The 26,979-nt window shown below is 72.1% G+C and carries 21 protein-coding genes; 11 read left to right on the plus strand and 10 right to left on the minus strand.

Annotation, left to right across the window (positions count from 1 at the left end; all coding sequences use genetic code 11):
- Nucleotides 1–203 precede the first annotated feature (203 nt).
- Together GTY56_RS35375 and GTY56_RS35380 are read left to right on the plus strand one after the other, a co-directional pair.
- Complete coding sequence (locus GTY56_RS35375) at nt 204–1,361, plus strand: acyl-CoA dehydrogenase family protein (RefSeq protein WP_161369374.1); 1,158 nt, start codon at nt 204–206, stop codon at nt 1,359–1,361.
- Nucleotides 1,362–1,397: 36 nt separating this feature from the next.
- Nucleotides 1,398–2,273, plus strand: a complete 876-nt coding sequence (locus GTY56_RS35380) for an acyl-CoA thioesterase (RefSeq protein ID WP_161369375.1) — start codon at nt 1,398–1,400, stop codon at nt 2,271–2,273.
- An 84-nt stretch (nt 2,274–2,357) separates the two neighbouring features.
- Here GTY56_RS35380 and GTY56_RS35385 read toward each other — a convergent pair whose 3' ends face one another.
- Complete coding sequence (locus GTY56_RS35385) at nt 2,358–3,146, minus strand: phosphatase (protein ID WP_161369376.1); 789 nt, start codon at nt 3,144–3,146, stop codon at nt 2,358–2,360.
- Nucleotides 3,147–3,271: 125 nt separating this feature from the next.
- Nucleotides 3,272–4,756, minus strand: a complete 1,485-nt coding sequence (locus GTY56_RS35390; protein ID WP_202511171.1) for a PucR family transcriptional regulator — start codon at nt 4,754–4,756, stop codon at nt 3,272–3,274.
- A 443-nt stretch (nt 4,757–5,199) separates the two neighbouring features.
- Between GTY56_RS35390 and speB the strand changes: the two genes are divergently transcribed.
- Complete coding sequence (gene speB / locus GTY56_RS35395) at nt 5,200–6,180, plus strand: agmatinase (RefSeq protein WP_030838119.1); 981 nt, start codon at nt 5,200–5,202, stop codon at nt 6,178–6,180.
- Complete coding sequence (locus GTY56_RS35400; protein WP_161369378.1) at nt 6,177–7,862, plus strand: thiamine pyrophosphate-dependent enzyme; 1,686 nt, start codon at nt 6,177–6,179, stop codon at nt 7,860–7,862. The genes speB and GTY56_RS35400 overlap by 4 nt, the downstream gene beginning before the upstream one ends.
- A gap of 25 nt (nt 7,863–7,887) precedes the next feature.
- Here GTY56_RS35400 and GTY56_RS35405 read toward each other — a convergent pair whose 3' ends face one another.
- Together GTY56_RS35405 and GTY56_RS35410 are read right to left on the minus strand one after the other, a co-directional pair.
- The gene (locus tag GTY56_RS35405; RefSeq protein WP_161369379.1) at nt 7,888–8,490 is read right to left on the minus strand and encodes a hypothetical protein; all 603 of its coding nucleotides are present in this window, start codon (nt 8,488–8,490) and stop codon (nt 7,888–7,890) included.
- Nucleotides 8,491–8,667: 177 nt separating this feature from the next.
- On the minus strand, nt 8,668–9,306 hold the full coding sequence (locus tag GTY56_RS35410; RefSeq protein WP_346345656.1) for a DUF7691 family protein: 639 nt from the start codon (nt 9,304–9,306) through the stop codon (nt 8,668–8,670).
- 181 nt (nt 9,307–9,487) lie between these two features.
- Between GTY56_RS35410 and GTY56_RS35415 the strand changes: the two genes are divergently transcribed.
- The 6 genes from GTY56_RS35415 to GTY56_RS35440 all read left to right on the plus strand — a co-directional run bounded on the left by GTY56_RS35415 (nt 9,488) and on the right by GTY56_RS35440 (nt 17,957).
- A complete protein-coding gene (locus GTY56_RS35415) occupies nt 9,488–10,339 on the plus strand; it encodes a serine hydrolase (RefSeq protein WP_161369380.1) in 852 nt (283 codons plus the stop codon).
- An 82-nt stretch (nt 10,340–10,421) separates the two neighbouring features.
- Nucleotides 10,422–11,390 carry an esterase-like activity of phytase family protein gene (locus GTY56_RS35420; RefSeq protein ID WP_161369381.1) on the plus strand — a complete coding sequence of 323 codons (969 nt, stop codon included), beginning with the start codon at nt 10,422–10,424 and terminating at the stop codon, nt 11,388–11,390.
- A gap of 135 nt (nt 11,391–11,525) precedes the next feature.
- Nucleotides 11,526–15,266, plus strand: a complete 3,741-nt coding sequence (locus GTY56_RS35425; protein WP_161369382.1) for an ABC transporter transmembrane domain-containing protein — start codon at nt 11,526–11,528, stop codon at nt 15,264–15,266.
- 112 nt (nt 15,267–15,378) lie between these two features.
- Nucleotides 15,379–15,768 (plus strand): hypothetical protein, encoded by a 390-nt coding sequence (locus GTY56_RS35430; RefSeq protein ID WP_161369383.1) that lies wholly within the window; start codon nt 15,379–15,381, stop codon nt 15,766–15,768.
- Nucleotides 15,769–15,887: 119 nt separating this feature from the next.
- Nucleotides 15,888–17,315: a S28 family serine protease gene (locus GTY56_RS35435; RefSeq protein ID WP_161369384.1), complete on the plus strand. Its 1,428-nt coding sequence runs from the start codon at nt 15,888–15,890 to the stop codon at nt 17,313–17,315.
- Nucleotides 17,316–17,411: 96 nt separating this feature from the next.
- A complete protein-coding gene (locus GTY56_RS35440; protein WP_161369385.1) occupies nt 17,412–17,957 on the plus strand; it encodes a DUF4760 domain-containing protein in 546 nt (181 codons plus the stop codon).
- Nucleotides 17,958–17,981: 24 nt separating this feature from the next.
- Here the strand turns inward: GTY56_RS35440 and GTY56_RS35445 are convergent, their stop codons facing one another.
- The 6 genes from GTY56_RS35445 to GTY56_RS35470 form a co-directional block, all read right to left on the minus strand.
- Complete coding sequence (locus GTY56_RS35445) at nt 17,982–18,647, minus strand: hypothetical protein (RefSeq protein WP_161369386.1); 666 nt, start codon at nt 18,645–18,647, stop codon at nt 17,982–17,984.
- 113 nt (nt 18,648–18,760) lie between these two features.
- Complete coding sequence (locus GTY56_RS35450; RefSeq protein WP_161369387.1) at nt 18,761–20,593, minus strand: glycoside hydrolase family 3 N-terminal domain-containing protein; 1,833 nt, start codon at nt 20,591–20,593, stop codon at nt 18,761–18,763.
- A 419-nt stretch (nt 20,594–21,012) separates the two neighbouring features.
- Nucleotides 21,013–22,197 (minus strand): hypothetical protein, encoded by a 1,185-nt coding sequence (locus GTY56_RS35455; RefSeq protein WP_161369388.1) that lies wholly within the window; start codon nt 22,195–22,197, stop codon nt 21,013–21,015.
- A 249-nt stretch (nt 22,198–22,446) separates the two neighbouring features.
- Nucleotides 22,447–23,244: a sugar phosphate isomerase/epimerase family protein gene (locus tag GTY56_RS35460; RefSeq protein ID WP_161369422.1), complete on the minus strand. Its 798-nt coding sequence runs from the start codon at nt 23,242–23,244 to the stop codon at nt 22,447–22,449.
- 32 nt (nt 23,245–23,276) lie between these two features.
- Nucleotides 23,277–24,428, minus strand: coding sequence for a DUF993 family protein (locus GTY56_RS35465; protein ID WP_161369389.1), 1,152 nt, complete (start codon nt 24,426–24,428; stop codon nt 23,277–23,279).
- A complete protein-coding gene (locus GTY56_RS35470; RefSeq protein ID WP_161369390.1) occupies nt 24,425–25,576 on the minus strand; it encodes a Gfo/Idh/MocA family protein in 1,152 nt (383 codons plus the stop codon). The genes GTY56_RS35465 and GTY56_RS35470 overlap by 4 nt, the downstream gene beginning before the upstream one ends.
- A gap of 339 nt (nt 25,577–25,915) precedes the next feature.
- On the opposite strand from GTY56_RS35470, the gene GTY56_RS35475 reads away from it, so the two are divergent.
- On the plus strand, nt 25,916–26,965 hold the full coding sequence (locus GTY56_RS35475; protein WP_161369391.1) for a LacI family DNA-binding transcriptional regulator: 1,050 nt from the start codon (nt 25,916–25,918) through the stop codon (nt 26,963–26,965).
- The last annotated feature ends 14 nt before the right edge of the window (nt 26,966–26,979 follow it).

A 26,979-nucleotide genomic window follows, 5' to 3' on the forward strand; every position in this document is an offset into this window, starting at 1 on the left:
TGGCCGGTAGGCCGGTCCCGCCCCGGCTCTTCCCCGTACCGCGGCGGGGCTTCGCCCCCGCGCCCCAGGGTTTCCCGCCCTCCCTCCCCGGCGTGACGAGCGTTACCCCACCCACCCCGGTTTCGCCCTGGACGTGTCTCGATACTCGCCGGTATCTTTGGCTGAGCAAGCGCTTAGACACGCGGAGTCCTGGAGGTGGCGGCGTGCGCCGTACGGTGTTCAACGAGGATCACGAGGCGTTCCGGGAGACCCTTCGCGCCTTCATCGAGGCCGAGGTCGTACCCGTGTACGACGAGTGGTTCGCGGCGGGCCAGGCGCCCCGCGACTTCTACTACAAGCTCGGTGAGCTGGGCATCTTCGGCATCAACGTCCCCGAGGAGTTCGGCGGCGCGGGCCTGGACAGCCACAAGTTCGAGGCCGTGCTGTACGAGGAGACCGCTCGTGCGGGCGTCTCCTTCGGCGGTTCCGGCGTGCACGTGCTGCTCGCCCTGCCCTACATCAAGATGCTCGCCACCGACGAGCAGAAGAAGCGGTTCCTGCCCAAGTTCGTCTCCGGCGAGGAGATGTGGGCCATCGCGATGACCGAGCCGGGCACCGGTTCCGACCTCGCGGGCATGAAGTCCACCGCCAAGCTCAGCGAGGACGGCACCCACTACGTCCTCAACGGCGCCAAGACCTTCATCACCGGCGGCGTGCACGCCGACCGCATGATCGTCTGCGCCCGCACCGCCGCCCCGACCGCCGAGGACCGCCGCCACGGCATCTCCCTCTTCGCCGTGGACACCAAGTCCGAGGGCTACTCCGTCGGCCGCAAGCTCGACAAGCTCGGCCTGAAGACCTCCGACACCGCCGAGCTGGCGTTCGTCGACGTCAAGGTGCCCGTCGAGGACCTCCTCGGCGAGGAGAACAAGGGCTTCTACTACCTCGGCCACAACCTGGCCTCCGAGCGCTGGGGCATCGCCTTCGGCGCCTACGCCCAGGCCAAGGCCGCCGTCCGGTTCGCCAAGCAGTACGTCCAGGACCGCACCGTCTTCGGCAAGACGGTCGCGTCCTTCCAGAACACCAAGTTCGAGCTGGCCGCCTGCCAGGCCGAGGTGGACGCCGCCGAGGCCGTCGCCGACCGCGCGACCGAGGCCCTGGACGCCGGTGAGCTCACCCCCGCCGAGGCCGCCTCCGCGAAGCTGTTCTGCACCGAGGTCGCCCACCGCGTCATCGACCGCTGCCTCCAGCTGCACGGCGGCTACGGCTTCATGAACGAGTACCCCATCGCCCGCCTGTACGCGGACAACCGCGTCAACCGCATCTACGGCGGCACGAGCGAGATCATGAAGACGATCATCGCCAAGGACATGGGCCTGTAAGGCCCCCCGCAATCACTGGCGTTCACAGCTGACTTCATGAGCCAGGCACTCCAGGATCTCCTCGATCTGCTCGACCTCGAGCCGATCGAGGAGAACATCTTCCGCGGCCAGTCCCGGTCCGCCGTGGTCCCCCGGGTCTTCGGTGGCCAGGTCGCGGCCCAGGCGCTGGTCGCCGCCGGGCGGACCGTCCCGGCGGACCGGCCGCCCCACTCGCTCCACGCGTACTTCCTGCGCATGGGCGACCCCGGCGCGCCCATCGTCTACAACGTCGAGCGCATCCGCGACGGCCGCTCCTTCACCACCCGCCGGGTGGTCGCGGTCCAGCACGGCCGGCCGATCTTCTCGCTGTCCGCGTCCTTCCAGGAGCACGAGGAGGGCATGGACCACCAGACGCCCATGCCGCCCGCCCCGGACCCGGCGGCGCTGCCCACCTCGCAGGAGCGCTTCCGCGGCTACGGCCACCTCGACCCCAAGGTCGTCGAGCACTTCCTCGCCGCCCGTGAGGCCATCGACCTGCGCTACGTCGAGGAGCCGCCCTACGGGCAGTTCGGGCAGCCGCGCGAGCCGCACTCCCAGGTGTGGTTCCGCACCAACGGCAAGCTCGACGGGCCCGTCGACAGTGCCCTGCTGCACATCGTCCTCGCCACCTACGTCTCCGACATGACCCTGCTCGACTCGGTCCTGCTCGCGCACGGCCGCGGCGGCTGGGCGGTCGGCGACGTCGTCGGAGCTTCGCTGGACCACGCCATGTGGTTCCACCGGCCCTTCCGCGCCGACGAATGGCTGCTGTACGACCAGGAGTCCCCCTCGGCGTCCGGTGGCCGCGGCCTCGGCCAGGCCCGCATCTACACCCAGGACGGCCGGCTCGCCGTGTCGGTCATCCAGGAGGGCGTGGTGCGCGTCCCCCGCTGACCGGGATGCGTGGGGCCGGCCCGGCGCTTCCCCGGACCGGCCCCGGGCACCGGACGGGGAGCCCGGCCGGCCCTGGCCTGTCGGTCAGTCCAGCCCGGCCGCCGCCAGCAGGTACGCCGTCATCGGGTCGTAGTGGCGCGGGCTGACCACGTGGTCGTCGAGGGGGACCGTCACCTGTACGGTGCCCTCGGCCTCGCCGATGAAGAGGGCCGGGTCGTTGCAGTCGGCGTAGCCGACGGAGTCCAGGCCGTGCTGTCCGGCGTACCCCGCCCAGCCGTGGTCGGCCACCACCAGGTCGGGCAGCGGGCGGCCCGCGCGCTCCAGAGCCGTCAGGATCGCCTTCATCGGTTCGCCCGAGTGGGTGTGCCACAGGGTGGCGCCGTGCTCCAGGACCGCCACGTCCGCGAACTGCATGACGTAGCCCTCCTCCGTCGTCAGCCCGTCCGGGATGACGACGATCTCGCAGCCGGCCGCGCGCAGCGCCGACGCGGTCGCGCGGTGCACGTCGAGGAGGCCGCCGGGGTGGCCGGTGGCGAAGAGGACGCGCTGCTGCCCGTCCGCGGCCTTGCGCAGCCGCCCGGCCATCCGCTCCAGACCGTCGACGGTCAGTTCCGGGTCGATGGTGTCCTGGCCGTACCGGTATTCGGGGTCGTCGTTCACGCCGACCCGCTCCGCCATCACCGCGAGGACGTCCTGCTCGTCGCTCCAGCGGTCGCCGAGTTCCAGCCCGAGCCAGTAGTGGCGGTCGCTGTTCGCCAGCTTGCGGTAGTGGGAGAGGTTGTTCTCGCGGGGGGTGGCGACGTCGCCCGCGATGCGCGTCCTGACGAGGTGTTCGACGAGTTCGGCGCGGCTGGGTGTCCCGGATATCGGCATGGCATCCATTGTGAGGCAGCCGACGGGGGGCGTCCCTGGCGTATCGAGCGCTGGGACGTGCGTCACGTACTCAGGGGGACACCGCTCACGTACTCAGATCCCGCTCGTCACGCGGATCGCCCGCTTCATCGGATCCGCCCGAGCGCGAACCACAGTTCCATACGGACGTCCGGGTCGTCGAGGTCCGTCTCCAGCAGCCTCGCGCAGCGGGCGATGCGCTGCCGCACGGTGTTGCGGTGCACGGACAGGGCGACGGCCGTGCGGTCCCAGCTGCCGTGCAGGGAGAGCCAGGTGCGCAGGGTCTCGGTCAGTGCGGGGTGGGCCGCGACGGGGGCGAGGAGGGCGTGGGCGTGGGCCGCCGCCTCGCCGGACGGGACGAGGTCGGCCAGGGCGGGACGCGCGCCGTGCCGGTGCAGCGGGGTCCGGGTGGCGCGGGCCCGGGCCAGGGCGCGGGCGGCCTGGGTGTCGGCGGTGGGCCAGTCGTGCGGGGCGACGGCGGCGCTGACGCCCAGGGTCCAGCCGGGCAGCGGGGCCGGTGCCCGGCCGGCGGGGACCAGGACGCGCACGACGCCGCCCGACGGGTCGACCAGGGCGGAGCCGAGCGCGGCGCCCAGGGCGGAGGCTGCGAGGGGCTCGGGGGTGCCGTCATCGTCCGGGCGGGCGTGCACGACGGTCCACGGGCCGTCGCCGAGCAGCGGCGCCACCTCCTCGGGCGGCGCGCCCAGCAGCAGCCGCACCAGCGCGGAGGATCGGGCCGCGCCCGTGCCGCTCTGCTGCTCGCCGGTGAGCAGCGACAGCAGGACGGCGGCGGCGGAGGCGATGGTGTGGTCCCCGGCCGCCCGTTCGGGCTCGGCCACCCCGAGCACGAAACCGTGCCCGGCGCCGAGGGCGTAGGCGGCGAGGTGGCTGCCTGCGACGGTGTCGGTCGCGGAGGCGGGGACGGGACGTTCCCCCGGGCCGCCGGCCGGCCGTACGACCTCCGCCAGCCGGGTGAGCGCCCCGCGCACCTCCCCGCCCGGCTCCCGCCCCGCCCGCGCGATCTCCGTCCCCTCCGGCCCGTACAGCACCGCCCACCCGGCCAGCCGCTGCGCGAGCCGGCGCAGCACCGCGGGGACCGGATCCGGGCGGGACGCGGCGGTGGCGAGGCTCTGCTGGGCCTCGGTGACCCGGCGGAGCTCGGCCAGGCGGGCCCGGGCCATCAGCTGCCAGACCGCGCGGGCCACACCCGAGAAGGTGGTGCGGGGCGGCACTTCCAGCAGCGGCAGACCGTGGGCCGCACAGGCCGCGACCAGGGCCTCCGGCACCGTGTCGTGCACCGGCGCCACCCCGAAGCCGAGGGCGGCTCCGCCGGCCGCCGCGATCCGGGCGACGTAGTCGTCGAAGTACGCGGTCGCCGGGTCCGCCGCCTCGGGGATGTGGACGCCGGCCGAGAGCAGCAGTTCCCCGCCCAGGAGGTACGGATACGGGTCCGCCATCTCGGAGGTGTGCACCCAGTGGATGTCGACGTCCTCGGCGGGAGGCCCCGCGAGCTGCCGCAAGCCCAGGTCCTCGCGGGCCAGCAGCGCGGTCAGCGGTACGGGCGGGGTGGGCGGGACCGCCGGGTCCGGCATGATGTGCGTTCCCTCCATCCGGGACCGGCTGGCATGGATGAAACGTACACTTCGCAGTCGCTTTCCGGCCACCTAGGGTCAGTCCTCGTCCCCCTCGGCGAGACCGATCGAAGGAGGCCGCGTGGCCGTCGGCTACCCCGTCCGTCGTGGTCGGCTACCCCGTCCGTCGTGGTCGGCGGTCTCGCGGTCGTCACGCTCATGGCGACGTACGGCAGGCATCCTCACCAACGAGCCCGTCCACAACGGCCTTGCTCGCCTCCCTCGCGGCCTCCCTGGCCGTCTCCTTGGCACCCCGCCACCGACGCCGCCGTCCTCACCGCCTGGCGCGAGCGGCTCGCCGGGCGGTCTCCCGAACTCGCGTCCGAACCCATCCCGGCATCCCGGTAAGGTCATAGGGCAAGCAGTACATACGCGATGAAGCGTAAGAAAGAAGGCATTTCTTCATGAGCAGCAACGAGACTCCGCGCGGGCCCGTCGACTCCTCCCGCGTTCCGCGGTACGCGGGCCCGGCGACCTTCGCCCGGCTGCCCCGGCTGGACGAGGTCGGCCGGGCCGACGTCGCCGTCGTGGGCGTGCCGTTCGACTCGGGCGTCTCGTACCGGCCGGGTGCCCGCTTCGGCGGCAACGCCATCCGCGAGGCGTCCCGGCTGCTGCGCCCGTACAACCCGGCGCAGGACGCCTCCCCGTTCGCCCTCGCCCAGGTCGCGGACGGCGGCGACATCGCCGTGAACCCGTTCAACATCAACGAGGCCGTCGAGACCGTCGAGGCCGCCGCCGACGACCTGCTCGGCACCGGCGCCCGCCTGATGACCCTCGGCGGCGACCACACCATCGCGCTGCCCCTGCTGCGCTCGGTCGCGAAGAAGCACGGCCCGGTCGCCCTGCTCCACTTCGACGCCCACCTCGACACCTGGGACACCTACTTCGGCGCCGAGTACACGCACGGCACCCCGTTCCGCCGCGCGGTCGAGGAGGGCATCCTCGACACCTCCGCCCTGTCCCACGTCGGCACCCGCGGCCCGCTCTACGGCAAGCAGGACCTGACCGACGACGAGAAGATGGGCTTCGGCATCGTCACCTCGGCCGACGTCTACCGGCGCGGTGCCGACGAGGTCGCCGACCAGCTCCGCCAGCGCATCGGCGACCGGCCGCTGTACATCTCCATCGACATCGACTGCCTCGACCCGGCCCACGCCCCCGGCACCGGGACCCCCGAGGCCGGCGGCATGACCTCCCGCGAACTGCTGGAGATCCTGCGCGGCCTGGCATCCTGCAACCTGGTGTCGGCGGACGTCGTCGAGGTGGCCCCCGCGTACGACCACGCGGAGATCACGTCGGTGGCGGCCTCCCACACCGCCTACGAACTGACCACGATCATGTCGCGCCAGATCGCCGCGGCCCGGAAGGACTCGGAAGCGAAGTGACTCACGACCACGACCTGGTGCTCCGCCCCACGCCCGCCCAGACGGAGGCCGCCCTGAACCCTCCTCCCGGCCGCACCGGAGGAGACCTGGTCGTGGAGACGCTGGCCGGTCTCGGCGCGACGACCGTCTTCGGGCTGCCCGGCCAGCATGCCCTCGGCATGTTCGACGCCCTGCGCCGCTCGGACCTCAGGTACATCGGCCTGCGGGTGGAGAACAACGCCGGGTTCGCGGCGGACGCGTACGGCCGGATCACCGGTGAGGCCGCACCGCTGCTGCTGTCGACGGGGCCGGGCGCCCTGACCTCGCTCGCAGCGCTCCAGGAGGCGGCGGCTGCCTCCGCTCCCGTACTGGCGATCAGCAGCCAGATCCCGACGGCGGGCCTCGGCGGCGGCCGGCACGGCTACCTCCACGAACTCCCGGACCAGGCCGCCTCGTTCCGGGGCGTGGTCAAGTCCGTCCACACCGTCCGCACCCCGTCGCAGATCTCCTCGGCGATCGAGGCGGCCTGGACGTCGGCGCTGAGCGCCCCGCACGGCCCGGTGTGGGTGGAGATCCCGCAGGACGTGCTGCTCGCCCAGACGGCCATCCCGGTCGTGACGGGCGGCGACGCCTTCCCCGAGGAGCTGCCGCCGCGCCCCGAACTGACCGCCGTGGCCGCCGACCTGCTGTCCAGGGCCGTCCGGCCGGCGATCGTCGCGGGTGGCGGAGTGGTCCGGGCGGACGCCTCCGGCAAGCTCAGGCAGCTGGCAGAGCGGCTCCGGGCGCCGGTCGTCACCACCCCCGGCGGCAAGGGCGCGTTCCCCTGGACGCACCCGCTGTCGCTCCAGTCGTGGATCGAGGACCGGCACACCACCGATTTCCTGGAGGACGCCGACGTCCTCCTGGTCGTCGGCTCGGGCCTTGGCGAACTCTCCTCGAACTACCACACGTTCAAGCCCCGGGGCCGGGTCGTCCAGATCGAGGCCGACCTCGGCAAGCTGGAGTCCAACCATCCGGCGCTGGGCATCCACGCGGACGCCCGCCTCGCGCTCCAGGCGCTGCTGGAGACGGTGTCCGAACGACAGGACCCACAAGCCCCGGAGCGCGTACGGGAGCTGCTCGCCAAGGTCGCCGACCGTGTCGCGTCCCAGGAACTCACCCTGGAACAGGACGTGCTGGCCTCCGTCCGCAGGGCGCTCCCGGCCGACTCCCCGTCCTTCTGGGACATGACGATCCTCGCGTACTGGGCCTGGTCGGCCTTCGACGCCAAGGGCCCCAACCACATGCACTCCGCCCAGGGTGCGGGCGGCCTCGGCTACGCCTTCCCGGCGGCGCTCGGCGCGGCGGTGGCCGACCCGACCCGGCCGGTCCTCGCCGTCTCCGGCGACGGCGGGGCCCTGTACTCCATCGCCGAGCTGGCGACGGCCCGTCAGTACGACCTGGATGTCACCTGGCTGATCATCGACGACGGCGGCTACGGCATCCTGCGCGAGTACATGAACGACGCTTTCGGGGAGGCGACCGCGACGGAGCTGACCCGGCCCGACTACGTGGCCCTCGCGGCGTCCTTCGGCGTGCCCGGGGTGCGGACGACCCCGGAGAACCTGGAGCAGGACCTCGCGAAGGCGCTGAAGGCGCCCGGGCCCTCGGTGGTCCTGCTCCCGGCCGTGCTGCGGATGTTCGCGCCGACGCACCTGGGGTGAGCGACGGCCGGCTCCGCGCGTCCGTCTACAGGCCGTCGCGGACCATCGCGGCGACGATGTGGACGTGGCGGTCGGCCGCCGTGCCCGACCACTCGTTGTCGTAGTTCAGGCCGTAGGGCCAGAAGTGGCCGCCGCCGGTGGAGATCTTGGCGCCCGAACCGTCGTACTGCTTGACGAGGGCGGTGGCCTGTCCACCGGTCCAGGTGCCGCTGCCGCCCAGGCGGGACCAGCCCGAACTCGTCCCCACGCCGATGGTGTGGGAGATCTCGTGCAGCGCCGTCCGCTCGTTCATGTAGCTGCGGTTGCTGCCGAAGCGGATCGTGCCGTTGATGTTCCCGTCGGCGGTGGGGACTCCCGGCTCGTAGCGGACCGTGATGGTCTTGCCCAGGTCGCTGAGGTTGTTGTAGCGGGCCACCGCCGCGTTCATGGCCTTGGTGATCTGGTCGTAGGCCGAGCGCTGGTCCGCGGTGGGGTTGCTCGCGCGGACGAGGGACCAGGTGATGGTGGCCGCCGCGGCGCGTTCCCGGGCGGGGGCGGGCGGAGCCTGGACCGTGGCGGCCCGGGCGACGCCGGGACCGGCCAGCAGGGCGGCGGTCAGGGCGGCGACGAGTGCCTTGCGTGGGCTCATGCGGATCCTCCGGTGGGGGGTGGTCGTCACGAAACTTGCGAAACTTCGCACGACGTTCGGGATCTCGTACAAGCGGCGCCGCCGTCCACACAAAGCCCTTGTATGACACGGCAGTTGGCGCGCTGTCGACCGCAAGTATCCCGGCGGGGAAGGCGGCGTCAAGAGTTCCGGCAGTGCTCAGTGGAACCAGAAGAGCAGGGTGTCCGGATTCGTCCCGAGCTTCCGGGCGCTCTCCCACTCCTGTGCCTCGAACCGCATGACCTCGGCGAACCGCCGGGCCGCGTCGCGGAATTCGGGATCCAGGCGGCCGAGGACGGACTCGTAGGCATCGGCCAGAGCGGCGGCCCGCTGCGCCGGCAGGGTGCCGATCGCCGGCACCGCGTCGCCGGGGTGGGGCAGCCGCAGCGGCGGACCGCTGAACAGGAACGAGCCCGGGAGCAGGTCGGACGGCACGCCGTGCCGGGCCAGTTCGTCGTCCATGGCGTAGAACCACGCCGGGCGGCGCCAGGCGCCGAGGTCGGTGGGGTCGGAGAAGTGCGCCGCGACGGCCTGGTAGAAGGCGTAGCTGTAGGCGGGGCAGAGGTCGGTGCTCGGGGTGCCGTCGATCAGCTCGTCCAGGGCCCGGCTGATGGAGACGTCGAGGTCGATGCCCTGCTCCTGGAAGCGGGCGTCGGTCCGCTCGCACTCCGTGCGCACCCGGGCCAGCGTGCGCTCCTGCTGCTCGGTCCGCTCCACCGCCGTGAGCAGCCGCACCACCGTTCTCATGTCGCCGGTGCTCATCTCCAGGCAGTAGCCCACCGTTGTGCTTCCCTTCACCCGATCCCCGGACACCGGTGTCCATGATCGGGGACGCGGGAACGGCCCCGGACCGAGGGGTGGGAGGCCGCTGTGCCGGAGCCCGCCGTCGCCTGTGAAGCCGGACGGGCTCCGGTAACGACTCGTACAAGTCTTCGTCGCACCTACAACCGTTCGTACCCGTCGGGGAGTCATGTGGTGCATGACTTCTGGGATATCCCGCCGCGCGAGAGTGCTGGCGGCGGCCGTGGGTACGGGCGTCCTCGTGCCGCTCGTCGCCACCGCCACACCCGCCTCCGCCGCCGCTCCGGCCGTGACCTGCACGTCCGCCAAGGCCGGCCTGGCCGCCAAGCTGAAGAAGGACATCACCGCCGCGCTCGCCACCCGCAAGGGCACGGTCGCCGTCGGCCTCTACGACCGCAGCACCGACACCACCTGCACCCTGCGGGCGAGTTCTGCCTACGACTCGGCCAGCATCGTCAAGGTGACCGTCCTCGCCACGCTGCTGTGGGACGCCAAGAAGGCGAACCGGTACCTCACCGACCGCGAGAACACCCTCGCCAAGGCGATGATCACCAAGTCGGACAACGCGGCGACCTCCACCCTGTGGAAGCAGCTCGGCATGACGAAGATCAAGAACTTCCTCGCGGCCGCCGGCATGACGCAGACCAAGCCCGGCGCGAACGGCTACTGGGGTCTGACGCAGATCACGGTCACCGACGAGCAGAAGCTGCTGAAGCTCCTCACCGCCAAGAACGCGGTCCTCAGCGACAACTCCCGTGCGTACATCATCAAACTGATGGGCCAGGTCGTCTCGTCCCAGCGCTGGGGCACCCCGTACGGGGTGCCCTCAGGCGTCACCGTGGCCGTCAAGAACGGCTGGCTTCAGCGCTCCACCAACGGCTGGCGGGTGCACAGCGTCGGCGCGTTCAAGGGCGGCGGCCACGATTACGTGATGACCGTGCTGTCCCACGGCAACAGCACGATGAACTACGGCATCACCACCATCCAGGCCGTGGCCAAGGTCATCCACAAGGACCTGGCGGCGAGTTGACGGAGGAGGCCGGCTCACCGGAACGGCCGGCCTTCACCCTGCCGCCCACCCGGCGTCACCGGCCCGCTCTACGGTGACGCCCATGCCCCTGAGAACCCACTTCGCCCTCCTCACGGCAGGACTGGCGGCGGCCACCTGTCTGACCGCCGCCGGTCCCGCCCGGGCCACGTCCCACACCTGCTCGCCGTCCGTCTCCATCGACCGCTTCTCCGACGCGCTCGACAAGACGGCGTACGACGACACGTTCGTCGGCAACCTCTCCGCGCTGGCCGTGGACCGGGACGGTTCCCTGGCCGCCCTCTCGGACCGCTCCTCGCTGTTCCGCCTGGACGCGAGGACCCTCGGCCCCCGGTCCGTGACCCCCCTGGCCGACGAGACCGGAGCCGCGCTCGACTCCGAGGGCCTGGTCGTGGACCGTGACGGCACGTACCTCGTCACGTCCGAGACCGAGCCGTCGGTCCGCCGCTACTCCCGCACCGGCCGGCTCCTCGACCGCCTCCCCGTCCCGGACGACCTGCGCGTGAGCCCCGCGGGCCGGGGACAGCCCAACGGCACCTTCGAGGGCCTCACCCTGCTGCCCGGCGGCCGCACCCTGGTCGCGTCCATGGAGTACGCCCTGGCCGGCGACCCCGCCGACACCGTCCGCTTCCAGACCTGGACCCGGCACGGGAGCCACTTCCGGCCCGCCGCCCGGTACACCTACCGCACCGATCCCGGCCTCGGCGTCCCCGAGATCCAGGCCACGCCCGACGGCCGCCTCCTGGTCCTGGAACGCGGCTTCACCGCCGGTGTGGGCAACACGGTCCGCCTGTACCTGGCCGACCCGCGCCACGCGATGAAGAAGACCCTGCTCACCGACCTCGTCACCTGCCCGTCACTGGGAGCCACGGCCAAGCAGCCCCAGCCGAACCCCCTCCTGGACAACATCGAGGGCATGACGGTCACGGGCCGCACGGGCAGCACCCTGAAGCTCCTGCTGGTCAGCGACGACAACCAGAACGCGGCCCAGACGACCCGCTTCTACTCTCTGCTGGTACGGACACGTCCCTAGGGGCGCGGGGAACTGCGCGACCGGCCGGCACGGCGCCGCAGTCGAACACGCAGGAAAACTGTTACGGCGGGATGAAATCCGTCCCCGATCGCGTTGGTGCCTTCCGGCAGCTCAGGACGGACGGAAGGCACCGGTGTGACACCGAAACGGGGATGGGCACGACGACTGTGGGCCTATGCGTGGCGCCACCCGAAGGACGTCGTGCTCGCCCTCGGCTCCTCGCTGGCCGGCATGGCCGTCATGGCCCTCGTCCCGCTGATCACCAAGGTGATCATCGACGACGTCATCAGCGACCACACCAGGTCCATGACCACCTGGGCCGGTCTCCTCATCGCCGCCGCGCTGGTCGTCTACGTCCTCACCTACATCCGCCGCTACTACGGCGGCCGCCTCGCCCTCGACGTCCAGCACGATCTGAGGACGGAGATGTACGGCACGATCACCCGGCTCGACGGCCGCCGCCAGGACGAGCTGTCCACCGGCCAGGTCGTCGGCCGCGCCACCAGCGACCTCCAGCTCATCCAGGGCCTGCTCTTCATGCTCCCGATGACCATCGGGAACTTCATGCTCTTCCTGATCTCCCTGGTGATCATGGCCTGGCTGTCCGTGCCGCTGACCCTGGTGGCCCTGGCGGTGGCACCCGCCATCTGGTGGATCGCCAAGCGCAGCCGCACCCGGCTGCACCCCTCCACCTGGTACGCCCAGGCGCAGGCCGCGGCCGTCGCGGGAGTGGTCGACGGCGCCGTCAGCGGCGTCCGCGTGGTGAAGGGCTTCGGGCAGGAGGAGCAGGAGACCGGCAAGCTCCGGGAGGTCGGCCGGCGGCTGTTCGCGGGCCGCCTGCGCACCATCCGTCTGAACTCCGTCTACACCCCGGCCCTTCAGGCCGTCCCCGCGCTCGGCCAGGTCGCGATGCTGGCCCTCGGCGGCTGGCTGGCCGTGCGCGGGCACATCACGCTCGGCACGTTCGTCGCCTTCTCCACCTACCTGGCCCAGCTGGTCGGCCCGGTCCGCATGCTCGCCGTGGTCCTCACCGTCGGCCAGCAGGCCCGGGCCGGCACCGAGCGCGTCCTGGAGCTGATCGACACCGAGCCGTCGATCGAGGACGGCCACACGGACCTGCCCGCCGACGCCCCCGCGACGGTCGAGTTCGACGACGTCTCCTTCGGCTACGACGACGCCCCCGGCGCGGCCGGCAGCGTCCTCGACGGGCTGTCCTTCGAGATCCGCCCCGGCGAGACCCTCGCCGTCGTCGGCTCCTCCGGCTCCGGCAAGTCCACCGTCTCCCTGCTCCTGCCGCGCTTCTACGACGTCACCCGCGGGGCCGTGCTGGTCGGCGGCCACGACGTGCGCGAGCTGACCACCGAGTCGCTGCGCGCCGCGATCGGCCTCGTCCCCGAGGACTCGTTCCTCTTCTCCGACACCGTCCGCAACAACATCGCCTACGGCCGCCCCGACGCCACCCAGGAGGAGATCGAGAAGGCCGCCCGCGCCGCCCAGGCGGACCGCTTCATCAGGGAACTCCCCGAGGGCTACGACACCACCGTCGGCGAGCACGGCCTCACCCTCTCCGGCGGCCAGCGCCAGCGCGTCGCCCTCGCCCGCGCCATCCTCAGCGACCCGCGCCTGCTGGTCCTCGACGACGCCACCTCCGCCGTCGACGCGCGGGTCGAGCACGAGATCCACGAGGCCCTGAAGGGGGTCATGCGGGGCCGTACGACCCTGCTGATCGCCCACCGCCGCTCCACCCTGAACCTCGCCGACCGCATCGCCGTCCTGGACGGCGGCCGGCTCGCCGACCTCGGCACCCACGAGGAGCTCCAGGAGCGGTCCGCCCTCTACCGGCGTCTGCTCACCGACCCGGACGAGCTGGGCGGGGTCTCCCCGGGCCACATCCAGCCGGCCTGCCCCCGGGAGGACACCTCCGTCCGGGACGAGCTGGACGCCGAGTTCGACGCCGAGCGCGGGGTCACCCCCCGGCTGTGGACCGGCGACCGCGAGCGCAAGGACACCGCCCTCGCCGAGAGCCCCGCCACCCCCGAGCTGCTCGCCCAGGTCGAGGCGCTGCCCCCGGCGACCGACGTCCCGGACATCGACGAGTCGAAGGCGGTCCGGCCCGAGGCGTCCTACGGCCTGCGCCGGCTGCTGCGCGGCTTCGGGCTGCCGCTGCTGGTCAGCCTCGCCCTGGTCGCCACCGACGCGGGCATGGGCCTGCTGCTGCCCGTGCTGATCCGGCACGGCATCGACTCCGGCGTCACCCAGGCCGCACTCGGCGCGGTGTGGGCGGCGGCCCTGCTGGGGCTGCTGACGGTCGCGGTGCAGTGGGCGGCCCAGATCGGTGAGACCCGGATGACCGGGCGCACCGGCGAGCGGGTGCTGTACTCGCTCCGGCTGAAGATCTTCTCCCAGCTCCAGCGCCTCGGGCTCGACTACTACGAGCGCGAGCTGACCGGGCGGATCATGACCCGGATGACGACCGACGTCGACGCGCTGTCGACGTTCCTCCAGACGGGCCTGGTCACGGCCTTCGTCTCGGTCGTCACCTTCTTCGGCATCATGGTCGCCCTGCTGGTCATCGACGTGCAGCTGGCGCTGGTCGTCTTCGCGACGCTGCCGCCGCTGATCATCGCCACGTTCTTCTTCCGCCGCGCGAGCGTGAAGGCGTACGAGCTGGCCCGCGAACGCGTGTCGGTGGTCAACGCCGACCTCCAGGAGTCGGTGTCCGGGCTGCGGATCGTGCAGGCGTTCCGCCGCGAGCGGGACGGCGAGCGGCGCTTCACCGACCGCAGCGCCGACTACCGCGAGGCGCGCATCCGGGGCCAGTGGCTGATCTCGGTGTACTTCCCGTTCGTGCAGTTCCTGTCGTCGGTGGCCGCCGCGGCCGTGCTGATCGTGGGCGGAGCCCGGGTCGACGCCGGGACGCTGGCGATCGGCTCTCTGGTGGCCTACCTGCTCTACATCGACCTGTTCTTCGCGCCCGTGCAGCAGCTCTCCCAGGTCTTCGACGGCTACCAGCAGGCGACCGTGTCGCTCGGCCGCATCCAGGAGCTGCTGCGCGAGCCGACGTCGACGAAGTCCGCCGACGAACCCCTGGAGGTCAAGTCCCTGCGGGGTGAGATCGCCTTCGAGGACGTGCACTTCGCCTACGGCGCCGCCGACGAGGGCGAGGCGGCCCTGGGCGGCGTCGACCTGCGCATCCCGGCCGGGCAGACCGTCGCCTTCGTCGGCGAGACCGGCGCGGGCAAGTCCACCCTCGTCAAGCTCGTGGCCCGCTTCTACGACCCGACCGGCGGCCGGGTCACCGTCGACGGCACCGATCTGCGGGATTTGGACCTCACCTCGTACCGGCACCGGCTCGGGGTCGTCCCGCAGGAGGCGTACCTCTTCCAGGGCACCGTCCGCGACGCCATCGCCTACGGCCGCCCCGACGCCACCGACGCCGAGGTGGAGGCTGCGGCCCGCGCGGTCGGCGCGCACGACATGATCGCCACGCTGGAGGGCGGCTACCTCCACGAGGTCGCCGAGCGGGGCCGCAACCTGTCCGCCGGGCAGCGCCAGCTGATCGCGCTGGCCCGCGCCGAGCTGGTCGACCCGGACGTCCTGCTGCTCGACGAGGCGACGGCCGCCCTGGACCTGGCCACCGAGGCCCAGGTCAACCAGGCCACCGACCGCCTGGCAGGCCGCCGCACCACCCTCGTCGTGGCGCACCGCCTCACCACCGCGGCCCGCGCCGACCGGGTCGTCGTCATGGACCACGGCCGGGTCGCCGAGGACGGCACCCACGAGGAGCTGCTCGCCCGCGGCGGCCGGTACGCGCAGCTGTGGCGGACGTTCATCGGCGCAGCCGAGCCGGAGGAGCCGGTCGGCGCGTCCCGCTGACGGACCCGGCCGGCCGCGTCTTCGTAACGCTCGCGCAACCATCCGGCATACGTCATGCGTCCGTACTGGCGTACGCCGATGGTCGCGGACGACGCGGTAGGGGAGGACGACAGTGCACAGTGGAGCGATACGCCGACGGCTCGCGCTCGGGCTGGCCGTGCTGACCGCCTCCGGGCTGCTCGCCGTCGCGGCGCCGGGTCAGGCGCAGGCCGCCTCCGCGTACTGTCCCGGCCGCAAGGTCCGCATCCTGCCGTTCTCCACCGGCACCGTGCTCGTCTACAAACGCGGCGGTTACGTCTGCGCCGTGACCCTCGCCAAACGGCCCGGCGTGAAGCGCACGATGTCGGTGAGCGTGCAGGCGCGCGGGAACCGGCCGGTGGTCGACGAGGGCAAGTACGCCCACCACGCGGGCCCGGTGACCGTGCACGCCGGGCGCCGCTGCGTCTGGCTCAAGGGCCGGGTCGGCGGGGGGAAGTCCAGCTCCGTCTGGATCTTCTGCTGACGGACGCCGCGCACCCCGTCACACGCCCCCCGCGCACAGGGTTTTCCCTATGTCCCCTGGTGCTCCGGTGAGTTGGTCCGCTAGCTTCCGGCGCACATCTGTCTCACAGGGGAGTGCGCATGCGCAAGGCGCTCAGATGGCTGCTGGCGCTCACGGTGCTCATAGGCACACTGGGCACGGCGGGAGCGGCCACCGCCGCCGACGCCGCCGGCACCACCGACATCAAGGAGAGGCTGCTCTCCATACCGGGCATGAGCCTGATCGAGGAGAAGCCGTACACCGGCTACCGCTTCTTCGTGCTGAACTACACGCAGCCGGTCGACCACCGCAAGCCGTCCAAGGGCACGTTCCAGCAGCGCATCACCGTGCTGCACAAGGACGTGGCGCGCCCGACGGTGTTCTTCACCAGCGGCTACAACGTCTCCACGACGCCCCGCCGCAGCGAGCCGACCCAGATCGTGGACGGCAACCAGGTCTCCCTGGAGTACCGCTTCTTCACCCCGTCCCGGCCCGCCCCGGCGGACTGGTCCAAGCTGGACATCTGGCAGGCCGCCAGCGACCAGCACCGCGTCTTCAAGGCGCTGAAGGGCATCTACGACAAGAAGTGGATCTCCACGGGCGGCTCCAAGGGCGGCATGACCGCCACCTACTACGAGCGCTTCTACCCGCGGGACATGGACGGCGTGGTCGCCTACGTCGCCCCCAACGACGTGGTGAACAAGGAGGACTCGGCCTACGACCGCTTCTTCGCCCGCGTCGGCACCAAGGAGTGCCGCGACCGCCTGAACGGCGTGCAGCGCGAGGCGCTGGTGCGCCGCGAACCGCTGGAGAAGAAGTACGCGGCCTTCGCGCAGGACAACGGCCTCACCTTCACCACCATCGGCAGCCTGGACAAGGCCTACGAGGCGACCGTCCTCGACTACGTGTGGGGCTTCTGGCAGTACAGCCTGCTGTCCGACTGCGACCAGATCCCGGCCGACGCCAGGAACGCCACCGACGACGAGATCTGGACCTCCGTCGACACCATCTCCGGCTTCTCCGCCTACGCCGACCAGGGCCTGTCGAACTACACGCCGTACTACTACCAGGCCGGCACCCAGCTCGGCGCGCCGACCATCCGGTTCCCGCACATCGAGAAGCAGTACATCCGCTACGGCTACCAGCCGCCGCGCAACTTCGTCCCCCGGGACATCCCCATGAAGTTCCAGCCGCAGGCGATGCGGGACATCGACACCTGGGTCCGGCACAACGCCCGCCGCATGCTGTTCGTCAACGGACAGAACGACCCGTGGAGCGCGGAGCCGTTCCGCGTCGGCAAGGGCGCGAAGGACTCCTACGTCTTCACCGCCCCCGGCATGAACCACGGCGCCAACGTCGCGGGCCTCGTGCCCGAGCAGAAGGCCCTCGCCACCGCCCGCATCCTCGACTGGGCCGGCGTCGCCCCGGGTTCGGTGCAGGCGGACCCGCAGGCGGCCAAGCCGCTGGCGAAGTTCGACGCCAAGCTCGACAAGCGGGACGTCCAGCGTGAGATGACGCTGCGTCCGTAACCGCACCTTGCCGGATACGACCGCCCCCCGGCCTCAGGGCCGGGGGGCGGTTCGCATGTCCCTGCGGGCGCGGCGAATGCTCCGTACGGTGACCTGATGGACAGTTCTGTCGTCTTCAACGTCGTGACCACGGCCATCGCCGTCGTCGCAGTGGTGACCTCCATCGTGTTCAGCACACGGCAGGCCCGCATCGCGCAGCACGCCAACCACATATCGGTGCTGATCGATCTGCTGCGGGAGTTCCGGTCCGCCGAGTTCCATGAACAGCACGACTACGTGTGCACCCGACTGGGGGCCGAGCACGACCCGGAGGACGGAGTGCGCGGGTTGCCGCCGGAGGCCAAGGCGGCTTTTTGCAGCGTCGTGTACTACTACCAGTCGTTCGCCAACCTCGCAGTCTTCGGACTGCTCGACCAGACGCTGCTGGTCACGGTTCTGCGCACCCGGATCGTCTCGGTGTGGAAGGCCGTCCGGCCGTTCGTGGAGCGGGAGAGGGAGCTGCGGGGCGAGGGCAGCACGGGAACGTACCTGTCCACCTTCGAGGAACTGGCCCGGCTGGCGGCGGACCTGCCCCCGCAGCACGTCCGTGACCAGATGGCCGAGGCCCGGCGAAGACTCCCGCGCAACAGGCTGACGGGGTGACGCGGGCGATGGCGCACGCCCCGCTCACAGCAACCGGGCGCACCCCACCGGCCGTTCCCCGCCCAGCCGGACGTACAGGGCCGTCGGGCCGGGGCAGTCGGCGCGGTCGGTGACCGCCTCGGACACCTTGTACTGCGGTCGGCGCTCGCCCTTGCCGTCGCAGGCGGTCTCACGGACCTGCCCGTCACCGGAGCCGTAGACGCAGTCGCCGACGATCGTGCGGGGCCCGCCCCCGCCGCCCGGGTCGCCGGGGTGCGGCGGCTGGAGGTTGCGCATGCAGGCGTAGCCCTGGGGGACCGCCCCGTCGCCGTCCTCGTCGGACGCGGGCCGCTGTTCGCTGATGTGCAGCACGAAGTCGGTCGTCGCCGGGCAGCGCGGCCCGTCCCGCACCGTGCCGTCGTGCCGTGCCACGACCCGGGCCGCCGCCCGCTCGCCGGCGCACGGCACCTCGGTGAAGCTCGTCGTGCCGAACGAGCTGCACTCGCCGACCGCGAGGAACACCGCCCCGTATCCGGCGGGCCGGGTCGGCACCGGTGACGCCGTGGCGGTCCGCGCGGTCCCGCCGGCCGCGGGATCCCCCAGCCGGCCGTCCTCCGCCACGCCGCCCGACGGGCTCTGGCAGCCGGTCAGCAGCGTGCCGAGCAGCACCACCAGCCCCCCGACCACCCCCACGGAACTTCTCTCACGCATCGCCGACCCCCCGAGTGTGCTCGCCCAGCGTGACCCGCCGTCGCGGGCGCACGCCAGGCACATGGGGCGGTTTGCGCACGTTGGGGGTGGTGCGCCCGGGCCGTGGCGTACGTCTAGTACGACAGCCCGTAGCCGACGGGGTACAGCACCTGCTCCGGATCATCCGCCCGCCGCACCGCCACCGGCAGTTTCCCGCGCGGTTTCACCCGCCCGGCGATCACCCGTGCGGCGGCCCGGAGTTCGACGTCGGTCCAGGAGTAGGCGGCCAGGCACGCCGGTACGGACGGCAGCTGGGCCACGTCGTACGGGTTGCGGACCGCCACCGCCACGACCGGCCTGCCCGTGGCCACGAGCTGCTCCACCAGCGCCTTCTGACTGCTGCCCGCCGTGACGTTGTACGTGGCCACCACCACCGCGTCGGCCTCACGCGCCGCCGCGACCGCCTTCGCGATGGTCGCCGTGGAGGGGGCGGTGCCGGTGGACAGGGCGGTGGCGGTGAAGCCCAGTTCTCCCAGCGCGCCGGCGAGCACGCCGGTGGGCGGTCCCGTCGTGCCCGACGGCGAGGCCGGATCCGCGCCGACCACCAGCACCTCGGGGTGCCGGCGCCGTGACAGGGGCAGCAGCCGCCCCTCGTTGACGAGCAGCGTGGTCGTCCGTTCGGCGATCCGGTCGGCCGCCGCCAGATGGCCCCGGGTGCCGACGGTCCGGTCCACACCGGCCTGACTGACGTACGGCGAACGGAACAGCCCCAGCTTGGACTTCAGCCGCAGCACCCGCAGGATCGATTCGTCGAGCCGGGCCTCGGTGAGCTCCCCGTCGCGTACGGCCGTGAGCACCGCGTTCCAGGCCAGGTCCAGGTCCGGCGGGTTCAGCAGCTGGTCCACACCCGCCTTCAGCGCGAGCACCGGCACCCGGTCGTCGCCGTACTTGGTGCGTACGCCCTCCATGCCGAGGGAGTCGGTGACCACGACCCCGTCGTAGCCGAGGCGTTCGCGCAGGATGCCGGTGAGGATGGGGCGGGAGAGGGTGGCCGGGTCGCCGGAGTCGTCGAGGGCCGGGACCATCAGGTGGGCGGTCATGATCGAGTCGATGCCCGCGGCGATCGCCGCCCGGAACGGCGGGGCGTCCAGCCTCTCCCACAGCTCCCGGCTGTGCGTGATGGTGGGGAAGCCGGTGTGGCTGTCGACGTTGGTGTCGCCGTGCCCGGGGAAGTGCTTGGCGGTCGCGGCGACGCCCGACCCCTGGTACCCGGCGACCTCGGCGGCCACCAGCGCGGACACGGCCCGCGGATCGGCACCGAAGGACCGTACGCCGATGACCGGGTTGGCCGGGTTGACGTTCACGTCGGCCACGGGGGAGTAGTCCTGCCGGATCCCCATCGCCCGCAGCTCGGCGCCCGCGATCCGGCCGAGGGTGCGCGCATCGGACCGCGACCCGCCCGCGCCGACGGCCATGGCGCCCGGGAAGAGCGTGGCGGGCTCGCCCACCCGGGCGACGATCCCGTGCTCCTGGTCGGTGGAGATGAGCACCGGCAGCCCGCGCGGCAGCTCCAGGGACGCCTTCTGGATGCCGTTGGACAGGTCCGCGATCTGGTGCGGCTCGCGGGTGTTGTGCGCCCAGGCGAAGTAGATGATGCCGCCGACCCGGTACTTCGCCACCAGCTCGGCGGCGGTACGGACCCCGATCTCCTTGAGGTTGGCGTCGATGTCGGCCTGGTCGGGGGCGGTGGCGGAGTGGCCGTAGACCCGCATCACGAAGAGCTGGCCGACCTTCTCCTCCAGCGTCATGCGGGAGACGAGGGTGCGCAGCCGGCTGTCGTCCGGGGCGGCGGCGCGCGCGGGCCCGGCGGCCGCGAGGGCGGCCGTGACGCCGGCCGTGGCGGCGAGGAGGGTGCGTCTGGAGGGCTGAGCCGTGTTTCCCGTGCTTTCCGTGCCGGTGTCGTGCACGTGCGCTCCTTCCGGAGGTGATCCGAGGCGGATCCGCTGAAGGAAACTTCCAAGAGGTCACCAATATCCGGGAAGTTTCTGCCAGTCAAGGGAATGCACGGTAACCGCGAAGGGGCCGCCACCGGCGCGGTTGGAGGGGGACGCGCCGATGGCGGCGGGTGCCGCCGGCCGCGGTACGGCGGAGAGGGTGGTCAGCGATCGCAGCCAGTGGCGAGGGCCGACACCGCACCGTGATGACTCCCCGGCGGCCTGCCATTGGACGGGGACGGTCCGGTCCGGGTTCCCGGCTCGGCCCGGATTTCCGCAAGTCGGTACACAGGGGAACCAGGGGGCCGGCGGGACGGACGAGCCGCCACTCCCGGCCACAGTTCACCGAGCACCCGTACGGTTTCCGGCGACGGCCGGACGCCGCGCCGCCCCTAGGAGGCCTCGACCAGCATCCCGGGCGGGCTGACGTGGTACGTGCGGGCCCGCACGCCGAAGCCCGTGTCGCCGTCGAGGTGGCTGTCGTCGGCCCAGGTGACGATCGCGCTCTCCGGGCCGTTGCCGAAGGCCGTCGCGGTGCAGGTGTGGGCCCGTGTCCCGGGGGCGGCCGTGCTGACCCGCACCGGGTCGCCGAGTGAACCCTGGCTCTCCGAGCAGACCTTGGCCATCACCGTCGGCACGGTGTCGTGGGTGTCCGCGCTCTCCTCGACCCACGCCATGAGGAAGCGCCCGCCGGGGAGCCGGGACAGGGCCGGGGAACTCCGGGTGAAGCCCCGGGGGTTGCCGGCCGTGATGTCGAGGGTCTCGGTGCCGTCGGGCTGGAAGATGCTCGCCGCGACCGTGGTCTGCGGTTTGCCCAGGTCGCTGGGCTGGATGCGCTCGATGTGCGCGACGACGAACCGTCCGCTGTCGAGCAGGGTGATCGCGTTGACCCCGGTGAAGCCGCCGACGTCGGGCTGGATCTCCCCGCCCAGGGCGTTGCCCTCGAAGTCGAAGAACCGCAGGGTGAGCCGGCCGCCGCCGATCGACGAGGGATCGGTCGACCAGGCGACGACCACGTTGCCGTTGGTGAGGATCGAGGCGGCGGGCCTCTCGTGGAAGCCCTCGGTGGTGCTGACCGTGAACTCCGGCGTCGCAGGGCTGCCGTCCGAACGGAACCGCCGCGCGCGGATGCGCCGGTCGGGCCGCGGGCTCGCCCAGGTGACCAGCACACCACCGTCGATCATGAACGCCAGGCAGGGCCGGACCTTCGGATCCGCGTCGGCCGTGACGAGCGTCTCCGGACCGGCCTTCCGGCCCTCGGTGAACCGCTGGAGCTTCACGCACGGGCTGGGGCCGGGCAGGCCGGACGGCGTCTCCAGCCATACGGCGAACTGGCCGCTGATCCCGGCGGACAGCACGGACGGCCACAGCGGCCGCACCCCGGGCCCGTCCGCCGGCTGTGTACTGACCGCGAACTCGCTCCCGAGCTTGTCGCCGTCGTCCCCCAGGAACTGTCCCTTGATGACGAAGTCGCTGTCGTCCGACCACAGTTCCAGGAACTGCGTGCCGAACAAGCCGTCGACGGCGGGCTGGAGCTGGTCGCCGGACGTGGTGGAGTTGACGAGGAAGTCAGCCATGGCTGCTCTCCGAATCGGGATGCGAGGGGAAGAGAGAGCACTACGACCGGCCGAGTCCTTGGGAAAAGCGTGTCACGCCCCGGGTGCGGGTGCATCCGGAGCGGCCCGGACACGCGCCACCCACGCTCCGCGGGTGGGAGGGCCCCCGGCATCCGCCCCTCCGCGGGGTTCCATCCGGCGGGGGCGCGCACCTGCCGCTGCCCCGCCCCTGTCCGGCGGGGTGGGGCAGCGGCCTGGTGCTGAGCCGGGTCAGCGGGTGTGTTCGGTGAACCGCTGCGCCGTCTCGGCCAGGACCTCCTGGCCGTCCCGTGCCCACAGGACGTCGTTGAACAGCTCCACCTCGATGGCACCGGTGTAGCCGGCCGCCTCCACGTGGTCCTGCCACTCCCGCATGTCGATCGACCCGTCGCCGATCTGGCCGCGGCCGGTGAGGACGCCCTCGGGGAGGGGAGTCGTCCAGTCGGCGAGCTGGAAGGTGTGGATACGGCCGCCCGCGCCCGCCCGGGCGATCTGCGCGGGCGCGGTGTCGTCCCACCAGATGTGGTACGTGTCGACCGTGACACCGACCTGGTGCGCCGGGAAGCGTTCGGCGAGGTCCAGGGCCTGGGCCAGGGTCGACACCACACAGCGGTCCGAGGCGTACATGGGGTGCAGCGGCTCGATCGCCAGGCGGACGCCGTGCCGCTCCGCATACGGGCCCAGTTCCGCCAGGGCGTCGGCGATGCGCTCCCGGGCGCCGCGCAGGTCCTTCGAGCCCGCGGGCAGCCCGCCCGAGACCAGGACCAGCGTGTCCGTGCCCAGCGTCGCCGCCTCGTCGATCGCGCGGCGGTTGTCGGCCAGGGCCTGCGCACGCTCCTGCGGGTCGATCGCCGTGAAGAACCCGCCCCGGCACAACGTCGTCACCGTCAGCCCGGCGTCCCGCACCAGCTTGGCCGTGGCCTCCAGGCCGAACGCCTGCACCGGCTCGCGCCAGAGCCCCACGTTGCGGATGCCCAGCCGGGCGCAGCCGTCGGCCAGCTCCGGCAGCGACAGCTGCTTCACCGTCATCTGGTTGATGGAGAAGCGTTCCAGGGACCCGCTCACTGGTTCACCCCGTACACGCTCAGCAGCGTCTTCATCCGTTCCTCCGCGAGCTTCGGGTCGGGGAACAGCCCCAGTCCGTCGGCCAGTTCGTACGCCGTCGCGAAGTGCGGCAGCGAGCGTGCCGACTGGAGGCCGCCGACCATCGTGAAGTGCGTCTGGTGGCCCGCCAGCCAGGCCAGGAAGACCACGCCCGTCTTGTAGAAGCGGGTCGGGGTCTGGAACAGATGCCGGGAGAGCCCGACCGTGGGGTCGAGCAGATCGCGGAAGCCCTGCACGTCGCCCGTGTCCAGGACCCGGACCGCCTGCGCCGCCAGCGGTCCCAGCGGGTCGAAGATGCCGAGCAGCGCGTGGCTGAAGCCCTGCTCGTCGCCCGCGATCAGTTCGGGGTAGTTGAAGTCGTCACCCGTGTAGCAGCGCACGCCCTCCGGGAGCCGGCGGCGGATGTCGATCTCCCGCCGGGCGTCCAGCAGGGAGACCTTGATGCCGTCGACCTTGTCGGGGTGGGCGGCGATCACGTCCAGGAACGTGTCCGTCGCCGCGTCCAGGTCGGCCGAGCCCCAGTAGCCCTCCAGGGCCGGGTCGAACATCGGGCCCAGCCAGTGCAGGACGACCGGCTCGGCGGCCTGGCGCAGCAGGTGGCCGTAGACCTCCAGGTAGTCCTCCGGCCCGGAGGCCGCCGCCGCGAGCGCCCGGGACGCCATCAGGATGGCCTGCGCGCCGGACTCCTCGACGAGGGCGAGCTGCTCCTCGTAGGCCGCGCGGACCTCCGCGAGGGAGCCGGAGGCGATCTGGTCGGTGCCCACGCCGCAGGCGATACGGCCGCCGACTGCCTTGGCCTCGGCCGCCGACCGGCGGATCAGCTCCGCCGCGCCCGCCCAGTCCAGGCCCATGCCGCGCTGGGCGGTGTCCATGGCCTCGGCGACGCCGAGACCGTGCGACCACAGGTGGCGGCGGAAGGCGAGGGTGGCGTCCCAGTCGACCGCGGCGGGCGAGTCGGGGGAGACGTCCGCGAACGGGTCGGCGACGACGTGCGCCGCCGAGAAGACCGTGCGGGAGGTGAAGGGCGTGCCGGGGGTCACGGCCAGGGGCTCGGTGCGGGGCTCGTAGGTCCGCAGCGCCCCGTCGGCACCGGGAAGTCGGATGGTCACAGCGAGATCTCCGGCACGTCGAGACGGCGGCCCTCCGCCGAGGACTTCAGGCCGAGCTCGGCGAGCTGGACGCCGCGGGCACCGGCCAGCAGGTCCCAGTGGTAGGGGGCGTCGGCGTAGACGTGCCGCAGGAACAGCTCCCACTGGGCCTTGAAGCCGTTGTCGAACTCGGTGTTGTCCGGTACCTCCTGCCACTGGTCGCGGAAGACCTCCGTGGCGGGGATGTCCGGGTTCCAGACCGGCTTGGGGGTGGCGCTGCGGTGCTGGACGCGGCAGTTGCGCAGGCCCGCGACCGCGGAGCCCTCGGTGCCGTCGACCTGGAACTCCACCAGCTCGTCGCGGTTGACGCGCACGGCCCAGGAGGAGTTGATCTGGGCGATCGCGCCGCCCTCCAGCTCGAAGACGCCGTAGGCGGCGTCGTCGGCCGTCGCGTCGTAGGGCTTGCCGTTCTCGTCCCAGCGCTGCGGGATGTGCGTGGCGGTGAGCGCCTGGACGGACTTCACCCGGCCGAACAGCTCGTGCAGCACGTACTCCCAGTGCGGGAACATGTCCACGACGATGCCGCCGCCGTCCTCGGCCCGGTAGTTCCAGGACGGGCGCTGGGCGGTCTGCCAGTCACCCTCGAAGACCCAGTAGCCGAACTCGCCGCGCACGGACAGGATCCGGCCGAAGAAGCCGCCGTCGATCAGGCGCTTCAGCTTCAGCAGGCCCGGGAGGAACAGCTTGTCCTGGACGACGCCGTGCTTGATGCCGGCCTCGTTCGCCAGCCGGGCGAGGTTCAGGGCGCCGTCGAGGCCGGTGGCGGTCGGCTTCTCGGTGTAGACGTGCTTGCCGGCCGCGATGGCCTTCTTCAGGGCCTCCTCACGGGCCGAGGTGACCTGTGCGTCGAAGTAGATGTCCACCGTCTCGTCGGCGAGGACCGTGTCCACGTCCGTCGAGAAGTGCTCCAGCCCGTGCTGCTCGGCCATCGCCCGCAGCGCGTGCTCCCGGCGGCCGACCAGGATCGGCTCGGGCCACAGCACCGTGCCGTCGCCGAGGTCGAGGCCGCCCTGCTCGCGCAGGGCGAGGATGGAGCGGACCAGGTGCTGGCGGTAGCCCATGCGCCCGGTCACGCCGTTCATGGCGATTCGCACCGTCTTGCGTGTCAACGTCGTTCCCTTCGTACGCGGTCGCGGCGCCGCGTACGTCCCACCCATCACAGGCGGCCCGGTGAGCCGCCCGTTAACTGGTGAGCGTTGCAGCAAGCGCTTTCTACATACGGAGAAGCTAGCCTCTGAACCGCGGTCCGGACAAGACCGTGACCAGGACGAGTTGTTCGAGGGGGCGAACAACGGGGGGTCGGGGGCTTAAGGTCTGCTCGGAACCCTGGCCATGGGTTCGTCGGGGCAGGGGCGGTCGACCTGCTGGTCCGCGCGGAACCACGGCCGGTGGTCCAGGTGTGTACGAGGGCGGAGACGACACGAGATGCGCGACCGGAGGACGACGAGATGACGGTGACCCTGGCGGACGTGGCGGCCCGCGCCCAGGTCTCACCCGCGACGGTGTCGCGCGTGCTGAACGGCAACTACCCCGTGGCGGCCTCCACCCGCGAGCGGGTGCTGAAGGCCGTGGACGAGCTGGACTACGTGCTCAACGGGCCGGCGAGCGCGCTGGCCGCCGCCACCTCCGACCTGGTCGGGATCCTGGTGAACGACATCGCCGACCCGTTCTTCGGGATCATGGCGAGCGCGATCCAGGCCGAGATCGGCGGGCCGGGCGGCCGTGCGGGCGGAGAGAGACTCGCGGTGGTCTGCAACACGGGCGGCTCACCCGAGCGGGAGCTGACCTACCTCACGCTGCTCCAGCGGCAGCGGGCCGCGGCCGTGGTGCTGACCGGCGGGGCGATCGAGGACGCGGCACACCAGGCGGCGATGGACGCCAAGGTACGGAAGCTGGCGGAGGCCGGGACGCGGGTCGTGCTGTGCGGTCGACCGCCGGCGCCCGACACCGGGGCGATCGCGCTGACCTTCGACAACCGCGGCGGCGGGCAGGAGCTGACCGAGCACCTCATCGGGCTCGGGCACCGGCGGCTCGGCTACATCGCGGGCCCCGAGGAGCGGACGACCACACGGCACCGGCTGGAAGGGCACCGGGCCGCGCTGGCCGCGCACGGGATCGAGGAGGACCCCCGGTGGACGGTGCACGGGCGCTACGACCGGCGGTCCGGCTACGAGGCGACGCTGGAGCTGCTGCGGCGTGATCCGTCGCTGACGGCGGTCGTCGCGGCGAACGACTCCGTCGCGCTGGGGGCGTGCGCCGCGCTGCGCGACTCGGGCCTGCGGATCCCGGAGGACGTGTCGGTGGCGGGCTTCGACGATCTGCCGTTCAGCATCGACGCGGTGCCGTCGCTGACGACCGTACGGCTGCCGCTGGCGGAGGCGGGAGCCCGGGCCGGACGGATCGCCATGGGCCGCGAGGAGGCGCCGCCCGGGGGGATCGCCTCGGTGCGGGGCGAGTTGATGGTGCGCGGGTCCTCCGGGGTGCCGCGGGCTTCCTGAGGTGCTCGGGCTGG

The sequence above is a fragment of the Streptomyces sp. SID5643 genome (assembly GCF_009872555.1).
In the GTDB taxonomy this organism is placed as follows: domain Bacteria; phylum Actinomycetota; class Actinomycetes; order Streptomycetales; family Streptomycetaceae; genus Streptomyces; species Streptomyces iakyrus.

Excerpts from the sequence above, each read along its gene's own strand:
- GTY56_RS35380 (WP_161369375.1), top strand. The coding sequence starts at position 1,398 with ATGAGCCAGGCACTCCAGGATCTCCTCGATCTGCTCGACCTCGAGCCG.
- GTY56_RS35385 (WP_161369376.1), bottom strand. The coding sequence starts at position 3,146 with ATGCCGATATCCGGGACACCCAGCCGCGCCGAACTCGTCGAACACCTC.
- GTY56_RS35390 (WP_202511171.1), bottom strand. The coding sequence starts at position 4,756 with ATGCCGGACCCGGCGGTCCCGCCCACCCCGCCCGTACCGCTGACCGCG.
- speB (WP_030838119.1), top strand. The coding sequence starts at position 5,200 with ATGAGCAGCAACGAGACTCCGCGCGGGCCCGTCGACTCCTCCCGCGTT.
- GTY56_RS35405 (WP_161369379.1), bottom strand. The coding sequence starts at position 8,490 with ATGAGCCCACGCAAGGCACTCGTCGCCGCCCTGACCGCCGCCCTGCTG.
- GTY56_RS35415 (WP_161369380.1), top strand. The coding sequence starts at position 9,488 with ATGACTTCTGGGATATCCCGCCGCGCGAGAGTGCTGGCGGCGGCCGTG.
- GTY56_RS35420 (WP_161369381.1), top strand. The coding sequence starts at position 10,422 with ATGCCCCTGAGAACCCACTTCGCCCTCCTCACGGCAGGACTGGCGGCG.
- GTY56_RS35435 (WP_161369384.1), top strand. The coding sequence starts at position 15,888 with ATGCGCAAGGCGCTCAGATGGCTGCTGGCGCTCACGGTGCTCATAGGC.
- GTY56_RS35440 (WP_161369385.1), top strand. The coding sequence starts at position 17,412 with ATGGACAGTTCTGTCGTCTTCAACGTCGTGACCACGGCCATCGCCGTC.
- GTY56_RS35445 (WP_161369386.1), bottom strand. The coding sequence starts at position 18,647 with ATGCGTGAGAGAAGTTCCGTGGGGGTGGTCGGGGGGCTGGTGGTGCTG.
- GTY56_RS35455 (WP_161369388.1), bottom strand. The coding sequence starts at position 22,197 with ATGGCTGACTTCCTCGTCAACTCCACCACGTCCGGCGACCAGCTCCAG.
- GTY56_RS35460 (WP_161369422.1), bottom strand. The coding sequence starts at position 23,244 with ATGACGGTGAAGCAGCTGTCGCTGCCGGAGCTGGCCGACGGCTGCGCC.
- GTY56_RS35475 (WP_161369391.1), top strand. The coding sequence starts at position 25,916 with ATGACGGTGACCCTGGCGGACGTGGCGGCCCGCGCCCAGGTCTCACCC.